This is a genomic window from Undibacterium sp. Ji83W (assembly GCF_049340385.1).
Lineage (GTDB): Bacteria > Pseudomonadota > Gammaproteobacteria > Burkholderiales > Burkholderiaceae_D > Undibacterium.
The window spans coordinates 1-13,409 of record NZ_JBMPOZ010000021.1; the positions used below are offsets into that span (position 1 = coordinate 1).

The 13,409-nt window shown below is 50.5% G+C and carries 15 protein-coding genes; 11 read left to right on the forward strand and 4 right to left on the reverse strand.

Annotation, left to right across the window (positions count from 1 at the left end; translation table 11 throughout):
* The first annotated feature begins 243 nt into the window (after positions 1–243).
* The gene (locus ACO0LD_RS25225) at positions 244–801 is read left to right on the forward strand and encodes a hypothetical protein (protein ID WP_423011107.1); all 558 of its coding nucleotides are present in this window, start codon (positions 244–246) and stop codon (positions 799–801) included.
* A 256-nt stretch (positions 802–1,057) separates the two neighbouring features.
* On the opposite strand, the gene ACO0LD_RS25230 is transcribed toward ACO0LD_RS25225, so the two are convergent.
* Positions 1,058–1,510, reverse strand: coding sequence for a hypothetical protein (locus tag ACO0LD_RS25230; protein WP_423011109.1), 453 nt, complete (start codon positions 1,508–1,510; stop codon positions 1,058–1,060).
* Positions 1,511–1,811: 301 nt separating this feature from the next.
* Between ACO0LD_RS25230 and ACO0LD_RS25235 the strand changes: the two genes are divergently transcribed.
* The 3 genes from ACO0LD_RS25235 to ACO0LD_RS25245 all read left to right on the forward strand — a co-directional run bounded on the left by ACO0LD_RS25235 (position 1,812) and on the right by ACO0LD_RS25245 (position 3,484).
* A complete protein-coding gene (locus tag ACO0LD_RS25235; RefSeq protein ID WP_423011111.1) occupies positions 1,812–2,474 on the forward strand; it encodes a hypothetical protein in 663 nt (220 codons plus the stop codon).
* An 83-nt stretch (positions 2,475–2,557) separates the two neighbouring features.
* On the forward strand, positions 2,558–3,145 hold the full coding sequence (locus ACO0LD_RS25240; protein ID WP_423011113.1) for a hypothetical protein: 588 nt from the start codon (positions 2,558–2,560) through the stop codon (positions 3,143–3,145).
* A 39-nt stretch (positions 3,146–3,184) separates the two neighbouring features.
* Positions 3,185–3,484 (forward strand): hypothetical protein, encoded by a 300-nt coding sequence (locus ACO0LD_RS25245; protein WP_423011115.1) that lies wholly within the window; start codon positions 3,185–3,187, stop codon positions 3,482–3,484.
* 79 nt (positions 3,485–3,563) lie between these two features.
* On the opposite strand, the gene ACO0LD_RS25250 is transcribed toward ACO0LD_RS25245, so the two are convergent.
* Positions 3,564–5,729, reverse strand: coding sequence for a metallophosphoesterase (locus ACO0LD_RS25250; RefSeq protein ID WP_423011117.1), 2,166 nt, complete (start codon positions 5,727–5,729; stop codon positions 3,564–3,566).
* 217 nt (positions 5,730–5,946) lie between these two features.
* Positions 5,947–7,425: an MFS transporter gene (locus ACO0LD_RS25255; protein WP_423011119.1), complete on the reverse strand. Its 1,479-nt coding sequence runs from the start codon at positions 7,423–7,425 to the stop codon at positions 5,947–5,949.
* 138 nt (positions 7,426–7,563) lie between these two features.
* Here ACO0LD_RS25255 and ACO0LD_RS25260 point away from each other — a divergent pair, with 138 nt between their 5' ends.
* The 3 genes from ACO0LD_RS25260 to ACO0LD_RS25270 all read left to right on the forward strand — a co-directional run bounded on the left by ACO0LD_RS25260 (position 7,564) and on the right by ACO0LD_RS25270 (position 10,136).
* On the forward strand, positions 7,564–8,454 hold the full coding sequence (locus ACO0LD_RS25260; RefSeq protein ID WP_423011121.1) for a LysR family transcriptional regulator: 891 nt from the start codon (positions 7,564–7,566) through the stop codon (positions 8,452–8,454).
* 277 nt (positions 8,455–8,731) lie between these two features.
* The gene (locus ACO0LD_RS25265; protein ID WP_423011123.1) at positions 8,732–9,316 is read left to right on the forward strand and encodes a hypothetical protein; all 585 of its coding nucleotides are present in this window, start codon (positions 8,732–8,734) and stop codon (positions 9,314–9,316) included.
* Between the two features lies 1 nt (position 9,317).
* Positions 9,318–10,136: a transglycosylase SLT domain-containing protein gene (locus ACO0LD_RS25270; RefSeq protein ID WP_423011125.1), complete on the forward strand. Its 819-nt coding sequence runs from the start codon at positions 9,318–9,320 to the stop codon at positions 10,134–10,136.
* A 119-nt stretch (positions 10,137–10,255) separates the two neighbouring features.
* Here ACO0LD_RS25270 and ACO0LD_RS25275 read toward each other — a convergent pair whose 3' ends face one another.
* On the reverse strand, positions 10,256–11,239 hold the full coding sequence (locus ACO0LD_RS25275) for a hypothetical protein (protein WP_423011127.1): 984 nt from the start codon (positions 11,237–11,239) through the stop codon (positions 10,256–10,258).
* Positions 11,240–11,378: 139 nt separating this feature from the next.
* Between ACO0LD_RS25275 and ACO0LD_RS25280 the strand changes: the two genes are divergently transcribed.
* The 4 genes from ACO0LD_RS25280 (at position 11,379) to ACO0LD_RS25295 (ending at position 13,346) form a co-directional block, all read left to right on the forward strand.
* Positions 11,379–11,765, forward strand: coding sequence for a hypothetical protein (locus ACO0LD_RS25280; protein ID WP_423011129.1), 387 nt, complete (start codon positions 11,379–11,381; stop codon positions 11,763–11,765).
* 231 nt (positions 11,766–11,996) lie between these two features.
* The gene (locus ACO0LD_RS25285) at positions 11,997–12,485 is read left to right on the forward strand and encodes a hypothetical protein (protein ID WP_423011130.1); all 489 of its coding nucleotides are present in this window, start codon (positions 11,997–11,999) and stop codon (positions 12,483–12,485) included.
* Between the two features lie 86 nt (positions 12,486–12,571).
* Positions 12,572–12,991, forward strand: a complete 420-nt coding sequence (locus tag ACO0LD_RS25290; protein WP_423011132.1) for a DUF4259 domain-containing protein — start codon at positions 12,572–12,574, stop codon at positions 12,989–12,991.
* Positions 12,992–13,049: 58 nt separating this feature from the next.
* The gene (locus ACO0LD_RS25295) at positions 13,050–13,346 is read left to right on the forward strand and encodes a hypothetical protein (RefSeq protein WP_423011134.1); all 297 of its coding nucleotides are present in this window, start codon (positions 13,050–13,052) and stop codon (positions 13,344–13,346) included.
* The last annotated feature ends 63 nt before the right edge of the window (positions 13,347–13,409 follow it).

Genomic DNA, 13,409 nt, shown 5'->3' on the forward strand with positions numbered 1-13,409 from the left:
CTGATACAGATGGGGGAGATGTTCCCCAATTTATGAAGATCATCATGTTCCTGCAACGCATTTCATGCTTTTGCCTGAACATGATTTTGAAATTGAAGAAAATTAGAACTTAATCAGACATTCCCTAAAGTTATCCCGCTCCCGATGACGAATGAGCTTGTGCATACCAGTCACACCATAAAAGTAAAAAAAAAATGGTGGTTTGTTTCCTATTCAGCCTGGGAAGACCTGAAATATGACGTCGTGAATGTTATTGACGATCAGCATGTACTGGCAGGCCGCTCGTATTACTATGCTGAATCATTATTTGGCAAAAAACTGAAAAAAACCGATTTTACCGTCAAACTCATCACGGAGGCGGATAAAAAGGGGATCGATATCTGCTCTGCCTGGGAGCGTATCATCTCTCCCGGCCAGTTTATTGATTGTCAAGATGATAGTGATAAAAAAGAGTTCGTCATCAGACGCATGAATTTTGAAGGCAAGGAAATCAAACAAATTCGCATGGATGCCAATCAATCGACTGGCTTGCATACTATAACCCAAGTCAGTTTCTACGATGACCAGCAACAACCTTATATTCTGGAAGTTGCTGACAGTACCTATTGCCGCCTGAACCTGATCACTTCAGAACAGATCATTGCCTATGAAGAAGATAGGAAAGGAAAATCCTATACTTGTTCCGATGTCCCTTTTTGGAAAGACAAGGTCAGTACCAGATTGAGTGAGCCAATCAGCTTTGGCGGAATAGGCCAGAACCGCTATGTATCTAACAGGTATTCAAACCCGAAATTCAGATGAGCGAATGTGCATCTACAGCAACAGCCCGTTTCAGTGAAGTGCCGACCCGGTGCATGCTGAATATCATCGATAAACAGTGGGAAGGGGCACCGGGTAGTTTGAAGACGCTTGTGGAATCGTCCTGAAGTTTTTGATGAGCGGAACGACAGTATTTTGTATACCGCGGCTTGTCAGGCAGTGCAAGTTCAGCACCAGGCTACGGGCTTGGTGTTGAAACATATCTTCGGAGTTTACTGCGCGCAGTGTGAATAAAGCCTTACTGCGGCGGCTTGACCGGCACAACCAGTTCACGTGAGATACCACCGCTTTGTGCGTTGCCGGATTGCGTTCCTTCTCCGCGCATGCGTTGCAGGCAGTATTCGCGGTCTGCTGGTGGGTGGGAATCGCAGCGGCGTTCGCGGTTACGCTGGAGTTGTTCTTCGCTTGCTGTGGTGAGGCTGTCTGATTTGGCTTGCTGTCTGGCTGCACCGGCTTCGCGCAAGCAGGTTTCTTTTGATTGATTGGACTGGCCGTTGATGCAGGTGTTTTTCTCCTGTTCATAACGTGCGCGGGCGCTGGCATCTGGGCGATCTGCCGCCACGGACATATTCACGAGCAGGAAGGATGAAATGATACCGACAATCAAGCCCAGCGTTTTTTTGATGGCATGCATGCGTGACTCTCTATGCATAATATTGATGGTGCTGTCTTTTGTTTGATCGTGCTTCATGGCATGGCCTCATTGAAATGGTAAAGATTCTGTATTTGCGGGTAGGAGGCAGGCGTAATTGCATTGCCATCAAGCCCGCAATTTATCTTGTCACTCGCTTGAGTGTAGTCGCCAACACAGTATGCTTCTGGGCGCTAGCGCACATTGCCAAATAAAATCTTCGCCTGCCTGTGAATGCCAATGACGAGGCAAGCGATAACATCAAGTATCATATCCACAATCATATTCACTCCGCGTAGGTCAATGTCGCGGAGTTGCGTCAACATCACGTGCATCCACCGTCTTAGAAGGATCAAAGTCCATGAAGCTTGCCACATCTATCCAATTCACCGTCCTGTTACTAGCTACCGTGCTGCATAACAGCAGCCAGGCGCAACAAAACCTGCTCTTTGGCAAAAAACTGCCAGCTACCGCACCGGCGCTGCGTGATTTTGTGCCGCCTGGCTGGGCTGTGGAAAACCAGGTCAGCGGTGACCTCAATGGTGACGGCTTGGCAGATATTGCCGCCGTCGTGGTGGAAGGCAAGGGTAGTGCTGATGACAGGCAACGTGGCTTGATCGTGTTATTGGCTGCGGGCAAGGGATACAGTTTATTGGGCAGCAATGGCAAGCTCCTGCAATGCCAGGGTTGCGGTGGTGTCAAGGATGGTGTCAACGTCACTATCAAAAACGGCGTGCTGGTCGTTAGCCAATACAGTGGTTCGCGTGAATACTCAGTCTACACCTGGCGCTTCCGCCTGGATGCGGCCAGCCAGCGCCTGCAAATGATAGGGATAGATGAAGAAGAGGCGGATGGCATGGTGGGCAAGGGTTCTACCGTCAGCACCAACTTGCTGACTGGCCAGCAAATCAGTGAAAGCTATCAGTATGATGAGAAACGTGATCGCAAAGTCATACTCAGTTCAAAGAAAAGCAAGGTCGCTAAAAGCATGACTTTGTTGGAGGATGCGGTTGGGAGTCAATAAAAATACGATGATAAGACAAACCAATATAGATACGATCAACGCAGCGTAATGGTGTGCGTGCAGACGCGAAATAAATCTAAATCATGAATAAATTTGTATTGATCTTTGTCTTTTTACTCACCTCCATATTTTCCAAGCTTGCTTTAGCAGAGCCATTGCGCAATTCCCGCTGCAACGGTGAAAGCATGAAAACTGTGTGGAGGGCGCAGGCAAATGATCTTCAAGTAGGTATCAGCAATCAATTTGATAGCTCTCTCGGTGCATGTGTCAGGCGTTTGGCAATAAAGAATCCCGTACTCCCATCCAGAAAGCAAACAGTCTATACCGAGATGATGGCCGAGACACCCGTGGCTATTTGGCCAGTCAACTCAAGACTGTTGGTAACTTGGGAATCTGGCAGCGCATTCTGGATTACAGTCTACGATACAAACAGTAAAGGCATCCGGAAGGTACTGGACCTAAGAAAAAAGGGCTTGCCAGAAATCACTTATCAATCGAACGGCATGGAGCGTCTTAGCTTCCCGGGTTACAGTAATGAGCAAGATGGATATATAAAAGATAGACCTTCTAATTTGGAAATAGCTGATGTTTATACCTGGCAGGGCGAGAAGTATGTGGAAGCAAATAGTTTGCCATTTGCAAATCGTTTTGAAGAGCGTCAGGGACGATAATCCAGATAAACGTTTGCCAACGTATGCAATGGAGTAAGAATGACAGGCAAAGAAAACATCATTGATCTGAAAATAAATGCTGTCTTGCAAAATTCGCCTTACATACCAGACGAAAGAATAGTTGCTGAGCTACGAAGACTAAAATCTTTGGGGCAGCCACCTTCTGCATTGCTAATGTATTTGAAAAATGAACTTCCCATAGTTTCAGGTTTGTATTTCATTGAATATTTTAGAACTGCTTTTGATATGTCTTTAAAGGCAGCGAAACCTGCGGCAGGCTGGTTGAGTGGCGAAATTCCAGATGAGAGAATTGATCGATTTATTTCTGAGGAATGGTAAATTCATTATTCATAAAAATCATTCCCGTTCGCCCAAAGGCAAACGGGAATAAGCTGATCTGATACTCTAGCTAAAAACTCTAGTTAAAACTGGCAGAGCTCGTATTAGTATTCGTCAAAGTCTGGGTTTTGAAATTGACTGTGAAGCGGTCACTTGGTTTGCCAGATCCAAGTCCTTTGAGGATGCTGAAGACTTGCTTGAACTGGTTTTGGAAAAGCACGTTGACCGCATTCTGGTCTGAGGGTTTGCCGTCAAGCATGCTGATGGTAGCCGGGCTGGCCGGGAAGGCGTTCATCAGGACCTTGTATTGCTTGACCCGGTCTGTGCCCATGTCGCGCAAGGCCAGTTCGCCTGCATAGACGGTGCGGTGGAAGTCGCCATAGAATTCATAGGCGCTGATCTTGGCGAAATCATCCAGCTTATAACCTGCAGCAGTGGCGAGTTGTGTTGCCTTGTTGGTGGCTACTGTCCAGTCGGCAGTCAATTGGCTGGCAGAGACAGGCGTGCCGCTGACACTGCCTTTAGACATGCAGGCGGCAGTCAGGGGCAAGACGCCGGGGATGTCTTTCAATTGCGCGAACGTGACCTGGGTTTGCAATTGCGAGAGGATCAGCATCTGTTTGGCGTCAAGGCTGGTGGCGGCTTCTTTCATTTCGCAAGGCCAGTATTCATCCATGAAACGCAGGCGTGACAGTTCACCAAAATAGAAGCGGGTAAATTCGCCATAGGATTTGGTGGCGAGTATGTCTTTGCTCCATCGCTTGCTGACGTCAGCGGCGAGGCTGCTGTTTTGCAGGTAGTCGTACTCTGTCTGGTAATACTTGAAGAGTTCGTTATAGCGTCCCACGTTGTTGAGGGAAACGGTTTCGATATCGACTGTGTCCTGGTCCTTGTATTTGACGATCTTATAAGCGGCACCAAATACGGCCAGTGAGGGTGACTGCACATTGACGAAATAATTGCCGGATGCGTCCTTGTAATCATTTGTTCCATTGAAGTGCATGTGGCCGCCCATGTGCAATTGCATGCCTGTGGCTGCGAGTGCCGTAGTGGTTGCCTGATCAGGCACGCGAGTAACCTGGAAGGCGCCCGACTTGAAGACGGCCTTCATGGTATCAGTCTGGTTGGCGTAAAAATCCATGGTCGGATAATGCGAGAAGGCAATCAGGCGCTTGCCCTGGGACTTGGCGCGGGCAGTGACAGTTTTGATCCATGCCAGCAAGTGTTTTTTATGCGTCAGTACCTTGTTCCAGCCCGCATTGCCAGCGCCGTCAAAGCCTTTGAATGCCTTGGCATTGACAGGGTCAAATGCGCTGTTGGGGATGTGGACATTGGCATCAATCGAGAGCAACCAGACACCCTTGACCGGTTCTACCAGATAGCTGGAATCGATAATGCTGGTGCATTTGGTAAATGCCTTGCCCAGGTTTTTTTCGCCTTCGGCTTTATAGCTACCGCCTTCGCCTTCTGCACAAATTTCAAACTGGCGGTTCTTTACATCGGCGCTGCTGAGTGCTGCGTCATAGGTGTAGGTGGAATTGGCGTAGCTGGAAAACGGGGTTTCCCAATACACGTCGGCCTTGTTGGGCATATAGCCAAATTCACCCAGTTGGGCGATCAGCTTTTCGTAGCCGAGTTCCATGAGCTGATTGGTACAGGCGACAGTGGCGTCCTGTGATTTGCAGCCGGAATAATTGACGGCATAGACTTTTTGTTCTTTCCCCTCTGCTGTCAGGAAATCATTTTTGCCAGCTTCGTCATCGTCATAAGGCTCATTAGGATCGTGATTGCCGGGCGCGATAAAGAAGCGCATGCCTTTGGCCTGATACTCTTTCAAGATCGCGGCAATGCCATCGATGTTGACGGGTTGTGCATCGTCGGAATAATCGCCAGACAAGGCCACCAGCCTGATGCCGCGTGCATAAGCGTCATCCAGTGCGCCACGGAAGGCGAAGTAGTTTTCATTGAACAGGCGGGTGGAAGTCAGTTGCGCATACATGGTGCGTATAGTGGCAAATTTACCGTCACCAGTCGGTATGCCTGAGAATTTGGCATTTTTCAGGTCACCGTAGACGTTTTCAAAATGCACGTCAGACATGACGGCCACGGCAGGCGTTTCGGCGACGGGTTCTGGTGCTGGCGTTGCAGCATCCTTGCTGTTGCCGCAAGCGATCAGTGCCAGCGGCAAGCATAATGAAAGCAATTGCTTTGCGGCTTTGCCTTCGTTTAAAAAACGAACATTCATGGTCATTCCTGTCACAGGTTCGGAGGCACACCAGGCACATGTGTACCAGGCGGAGATAGATAGCGGGACTGTTGCAGGGACGTAAAATGAGGGGTACTAGCCACCTGCATGGGCTGGCATTGTAAAGTTGCTTGATGACAAGGCGGTGACGATGCTTATCAGGTGTTGCGGAAAATGCTGTGTTGCCCGACATGAGTTCTGGGATTGAATGCCTTATTCAAACTGTGTGATACGACTTTGCGAGCAATCGCCCTATCCCTGCAATCCCCAGCGCCACTACCAGCATCACCCCTGCCACAATAAACGTCATCTGCATGCCAGTCGCAATCGCCGCTGGCGCTGCCGTCCTGATGTCGCTGCTTGCTGATGCGTAGGCAAATACTGCTCCCATCAAAGTTGCACCGGTGACGAGGCCGAGGTTGCGGGAGAGATTGAGCATGCCGGAGATAAGGCCGCGCTGGTTGGGGGCGATGTCTTGCATGACGGCGGTGTTGTTGGCGGCCTGGAAGAGTTGGTAGCCTGGGGTGAGGATGGCGATGGCGATAATGTAGCCTGTGATGCCCACCATGGCTGGCAGCAGGGCCAGGGCGAATGCGCCTGTGGTCATGGCGATCAGGCCGATGGTAACAGTCGCTGTTGCACCCATGCTATCAACGATACGACCTGCGACAACGCCGCTGCAGACGGAGATGACGGGGCCTATGGACATGAGCAGGCCAACCATGGCGTCGCTGAGTGCCAGTGAGCGTGACAGGTAGAAGGGGCCGACGACCAGGGTAGCCATCATGACGGTGGCGACCAGGGTGTTCATGGCCAGGCTGGTACTGAGGGTGATGTCGCGGAATAGCGCGGGGCGTATCAGTGGTGATGCGACTTTTGTTTCTGCCAGCATGAACAGAGCTGCGCCAAGAATGGCGGCCAGCAGCAATGCCAGGTTGAGCGCGCCAAAATGTCCGCGACCCAATGTCATGGCGAGGGCATAGGCTGCCAGGGTCAGGGCCAGCAAGAGTGTGCCTGTGTGGTCAAAGCGCGGGCTGGCTTTGTTATTGGCTTTATTATTGGCTTTGTTGCTGGCTTGCTGGTCTTGTGGCAGATGGCGTTGCGCGAGTATGAAACTCAGGATACCTAGCGGGACATTGATCAGGAAGATAGCGCGCCAGTTGATGCCAGCGATGAGTATGCCGCCCAGCGAAGGACCTAGCGCAGTGCCAACAGCAGACATGGTGCCCAGCAAACCCATGGCGCTGCCGGTTTTTTCTTTGCTGACGGTTTCACTGACAAAGGCCATGGTCAACGCCATCATGATGGCGGCCCCCAGACCTTGCAGGGCGCGGGCGGCGATCAGCATATTCAGCGTGGGGGCTGCACCGCAAAGGGCGGAAGCTATCGTGAACAGGGCGATGCCCGCCAGCAACAGGCGCTTGCGGCCCATCATGTCTCCCAGGCGTCCCGCGCTGACGATGAGGGTGGTAATGGCGAGCAGGTAGGCGACGACTATCCACTGAACTTGCTGGAATGAGGCATTGAATACATGAGTCAGGGTTGGTAATCCCACATTGGCGATGCTGGTGCCTAGTGAGGACAGCAACATGGACAGCGACAGGCTGGTGAGTATCCAGCGAACGGATACTGGCATTTGCTGGTTGCCTGCGCTGTTCGTTGCATTTGCAGAGATGGATTCTGGCACGGCTTTCATTTTTGGCTGACTTGGTTGGTGATGCCCTGATCATAGGCTTCAAGCATTCATGGCGGAAGGCGCATGGTTTGCACTTTATTCATGCGTATGACGCTATGCCATAAACTGTGTCAGGTGAAAGCGCGTTAAAATAAATGCATGTCTATCCCTGATCTGAACCTGTTGATTACCCTGGATGCTGTACTTGCAGAAGGCAGCGTGGCGCGTGCTGCTGCCGGGCTGCGGCTTAGCCCGTCTGCCATGAGCCGGGCGCTGGCGCGTTTGCGTGAGACGACGGGTGACCCTTTGCTGGTCAGGGCAGGGCGTGGCCTGGTGCCTACGCCCAGGGCGCTGGAATTGCGTGAGCAGGTGAGCCGACTGGTGCAGGATGCGCAGGCGGTATTGCGCCCGGCAGCGCAGCTCAATCTTGCGCAGTTGACGCAAACTTTTACCCTGCGTACCAGTGATGGCTTTGTCGAGAATTTTGGGCCAGCCCTGATCGCTCGTATCAGTGCAGATGCGCCAGGTGTACGTTTGACTTTCATGCCCAAATTGAACAAGGACAGCGCGCTCTTGCGTGATGGCACGGTCGATCTGGAAACTGGCGTTGTGGGCGATGCCGTCAGCCCGGAGGTGCGCACGCGTGCTTTGTTCCGTGACCGTTTCATAGGCGTGGTACGCATGGGGCATCCTTTGAGTCAGCTTGTGATGACGCCAGCCGTCTATGCGTCTGGCCAGCATGTGCTGGTAGCGCGCCGTACGCAGAGCAAGGGGCCGATGGCGGATGCGCTTAAACCTTATGGGCTGGAGCGGGATGTGGTGACGACCGTAGGTGGCTTTTCTGCGGCGCTGGCACTGGCGCGGGCGTCTGATTTGATTGCTACTGTGCCTGAGCGGCATACGGGCAATTTGCGTGCGGGCATGCATGGTTTTGAGCTGCCGTTTCCTGCGCTGGAAATTACTGTCTCCATGTTGTGGCATCCGCGTATGGATGCTGATCCTGGGCACCGGTGGTTGCGGCAGTGTTTGTGGGAGGTGTGTGCGGGGTAGGGCTTCTGTCAGCGGACGCGCTTAAACGTACATCACGGCTTAACGACACTGGATGCCAGATCAAGTCTGGCATGACGGTTGGGTGGCTAGTGCTTGGTGGTGGAGATTGCCGTGTGTTGGATAGCACTGCGAAAGCCATGCTTACATGGTGTGCCTAAAGCTATTCTTACTGCCGCTTCTAATTTTATATAAAAACCAAAGTAAAATATATTATGTTGTAGAATAGGTATTGTTGATGCTTTTCCCCCTTGCCTCATACTTCAAGAAGTGGATGCCTATGAATAACTACTTTCCCGGCAGTTTTCGTTTGTTGAGCGGTCTTATCCTTGGGACAGCCTTGTTGCCTGCTGTTGCCAGTGCGCAAGCGGCGACCAAATCCGCGACCTATATTACTGAAGCCAGCCTGCACTGTGGTGAGCTGGATGTTACTGTCGAAACGTATTGCGAACCGAATGAACGTCTCGATGCGGCATGCTTTCTGCAAAAGGTAAAGCTGCGCCAGACTGCCAGCGGCAAGCTCATTGAAAAGTTCTATCTGTATGAGGATTACCTGAAAGACCAGTCGCTGGTGACGCAACTGGCTTGCGTGAAAGGGAAAGGGGATAAGGGGGGTGACAAGAGCAAGGTCGTACTGAGTTCAACCAACCTGGGTAACTGCAAGTCTTGCGAGTGGGATGATTATTTTTCTGAGACAGGTGTTTTCCTCGGTTCTACCCGTGAAAAATTTGGGGCAACGAATAGCAAACCCAAAGCTATACCCGGCAATTTTTATCAAAAGCATGGCATCTTGCTCAATGACCAAGGGCGTTTCACTGAAATTGAAAAAGTATCAGTAAAGCGCACACAGCGCGAAGGGAAATAACATGACTGGCGCTAAACATAAAACCAAGAACTTTAGCCATAACGGCGACCCATTGACGGCAGACTCCCAGGGCGACAGCCGCACCTGGGGTGACGCCAATGATCACGTGAAGTTTGAAGTGCAGAAAGAAATCGTGCAGCAGGCGGGCAAGGCCAAGCTGTCGCAAAAAGACACTGCCAACCTGCTGGCGCTGGCTGAGGTAGAGTCTGGTTTTAACCCTGACGCTGCAACGACTTCGCGCAAGTCTTCTGCATCTGGCGTGTTCGCCATTACTGACAGCACTGCAAAAGATGCGACAGAAAGGCTGAGCGGCAGCAAGCGCATAGGCAATTATGAAGTGGCTGACAAGTACGACAGGTTCAACACGGCATCCAATGTGTCTTTTGGTATTGCGGTTTATCTGGATAAAAAGAAGGTCGCCGGTTCTGATGATGTGGGCGATATCTACAAGGCTTGGAATACCAACCCGGCAGAATACAATAAATTGCTGACGCGCCTGGATACGCATGCGACGCAGTATGATAAAGACCTGACCAATAAAGTCTGGGATGGCCCAGGCCCGGCCGCGCCGGTAAAACCTGCTGCGCCAGCCAAGCCTGGCGAAACTGCTGAGCCCGCCAAATCCACCAAGCCAACTAAGGAAGAATCAGAAGCACCAAAAAAATCTGGCGATGTGTTGTTGTCCATCCCGCTGTTGAACAAGGCGGGGCAGGATGCCGACAAGAACTGGAACATGTTGATGGGTACCGATTCACCTTCAAGCCGCATGATGATGCGCGTGCCAGAACCGGTGAAGAAAGAGACTGTCAAACCGCAATAGCTTGAAAACATATGCCGGGCGATAGTAGAGTCGCCGGGTATATATATCACTCTATATCACTCGTGCGCTGCATCGGTGTATTGCATGTCGGTGTAGCGCTGTAGAGCATGTTCCTGGAGCTATGCTTTTCGCAGTTGATCCCATGTTGTTCCGAACGCCCACTTGACACTCTGTATGCCACGTTGCATGGCATTACCCAACATCAAGACTTGTTCGTCTTCCACGTTCGTGCCACGCAAAGTAGGGCTGAGGATTTGAAACGTCTGACCAGCCTGGGCGGGACGATAGGGAAATGCCAGTTTCAACTGCAAAGGTGATCTGCCGTAAGTATAAAGAATGACGATCACCGCATCGAAACGAGCTTCTTCGAGATCGGCGTAACCATCGTAGGCAAGCACTTGCCAGCTTGTGTCGTGCGGGTTTTTCTCCAGGCAGTCAACACCATACTGCAGCGCTTCTTCAGGGTTTTCACCCGGCAGGCCAGACATGAGTGCGCGCCAGGACATAGGCTCGGTTGACCGCAGCATCAAGGGCAGCACCGCACCGCCATCAGCCGCCATCATCATTTGCCACGAGGCAGTTCGCCCCAGGGCTTGCATGCCTGTCCACCAAACGACGGGGCCGTTACGCTCAAGCTGCTGTATGAGACTGGTGACATAATCTGCAGCCCTGGACTGCTGGCTGTCACTGAATATCTCTGCCTCTATCCAATCCAGCGGCATGAATGCGACGCCCTGATCGGGCGCAAGGGCAATCAACCGTGCGAACGCTTCGTTGGGCAATTGCACACCAGCCGGCAGTGCCTGAATGGCGGATGCCCTGTCATGCCATTCAATATGCGCACCACTACGGCGACGTATGATTTCAATGACATGATAGGCAATCAGGGCACAAAAGTTGCGACCTTGCAGCGCCCCTTGCATGTCCTCGCGGGATGGCTTTACACGTTCCCGCATGGCTGCAAACAATTGGTCCAGGCGGTGTAAACCCTTGTCCGAATAATCGAGCTGGGCTTGCTGCAAGGCTTTGGCAAATTTCCAGCCACCTTCTATTTCACCACCGCTGGCATAGGCATCCAAAAAGCTTTTGGCTATTTCATTCATGTTGCAATCTTTCTGTGTTACTGAGGTGTTCAAGGTAAAAGTACCTGCTGCCTTTAGTCTTGGGAACGCCATTTTTTAGATAGATTGTAACGCATCGGTAAAACTACAAAGATGTTGCCACCTACCTTGACAGGATAATGTGAGCTCATCAAAGCTTAAAAGAATTGATCTGACCGATGCCCCCAGATTTATAATGCGGGCTATGACAATATCCGCTAAAAAATTGAATAAAAAAACACCACAGTCTTCAGCTATCTGGCGTGTACTTGAGCAGGGAGGATTTGTCCTGACCTTGGTCGTGTTTTTCTTGGTGGGGAAAAATGCCGGTGTGCGTGCAATGGGCTTGTCGATGCTGGTATTTGCATGCCATTGCTTGTTCGTGCGACGTATCCCTTATGGCGTGGAAGGGCAGGAGCCTATAGGGCACCTGACAGGCACCCTTGCGATTTTTTGCGGCCTTATTGCTCTTGGTATCGCGATTTTCATGATTCTCAAGCCAGCACTGGCGCTGGATATTTTTCACTAAGCAGATTTACCATTCAAGAATCTTTGCTGGTAATGCTAGACTTTACGTGCGGGTATTTACCTGCGTCTTGATTGAAATTCAACTTTATAGCAGCTGCATTTAAGATATTCAGTTGCGGATTAATCATGGCGGTTTTGTGTAAGCTCTGGTGATATTGCCTTGTTGACCATAAACCGTCGCCATCGTATGCTGCCTATATGTTCATCAGTTTCGCAGAGGCGCGCATCTTCCATGCCAGTTACTCCATTTCATTTTGGCCTTGGTGCTGCTCTCAAGGCGGCAGCGCCTGCCCGTTTCAGTTTCTTGTCATTCGCGGCTGTGAATGTGTTCATTGATGTGGAGTCATTCTATAACTTGACGCATGGACGTTTTCCTGTGCATGCCTTCTTTCATACCTATCTTGGTGCGCCTTTGATGGCGGGTTTTACGATCTTGTTATTCCTGCTGGCGCGCTGGTGCGCCAGGCGCTTTTATTTGCCCAATTTTTATCGATGGCAACAGTTGAGCTTGTTACAGGTCAGCCTTGGCGCAATACTCGGTGCCTTGTCGCATGTGGTGTTCGACAGTATCATGCATGCTGACATACAGCCTTTACATCCTTTCAGTGACGAGAATGCCTTGTATGAAATTATTCCTTTAATGTATTTGCATCTGTTATGTGTTTTTTTGGGTGTGCTTGGTGTAATAGGGGTGTATGTGCGCAAGGCAGATGAGGTTTAAGAATTTATTACTTCCAGTTGCTGAGAGATTTTTCTGATGCGGAGGCGTTTGTCTTCCAATTCATATTTCAATAGTGAGGATATTTTATGGGTGCCTGGGCTGCCGATTCTTTTGGGAACGATACTGCATGTGACTGGGCTTATGCCATCGAAGATTGTAATGACCTGTCACTGGTAGAAGAGACGCTGGACAAGGTATTGCATGAAGGGGATGGCTATATTGACGCTTCTGATGCAGAGGAAGCCATTGCCGCTATCGAAGTGATTGCGAGGTTGCAGGGCAACTGGGGTACGCGCAATGCCTATAGCGAGAGTGTCGATAAATGGGTCAAGAAATCAAAACTGGTACCGGACAAGGAACTGGTGGAAAAAGCCCATCAGGTAATCGCAAGAATCCTGGGGGATGAATCTGAACTCAAAGAACTTTGGGCGGATTCTAGCCTGTCTAAGGAATGGACAGTATCGGTGCAAGAGTTGGCGGGCCGTGTGAAGCTATCGCAGGTTTGATTTTATTAAAAATAAAAAAAATGCGGCCCGAGAATATGACAGAATTGGTAAATCCTTGATGAGCAGCCATCCGATTTTATTCGCGGCATTGATGTTTGCATCGCTCTGCGCCACTATCAAAATTTGGAGCATAGTCTTGCGCAGACAAGGTCATCCTTGGGGCAAGTGTTTGCTCATGTTTATTTCTGCGATTCCTTTTTTTGGTCCTGTCTTCTTTGTGTTTATTGACGCGCCACCTGTCTTGCCTTTAGCTGAACAGGAAAAACCTTTTCCTAAAGGGACAAAAGTCTATCCTGATTTTTATCCACTGATAAATTGCATCAAGAGATTTTTCAGTCAGCAAAAAAGTGACTGAATGCATTGTTGGAGTGCCATCATGGCGAACATGTAATGTAACAGTATTCCAATCGTGGATTCC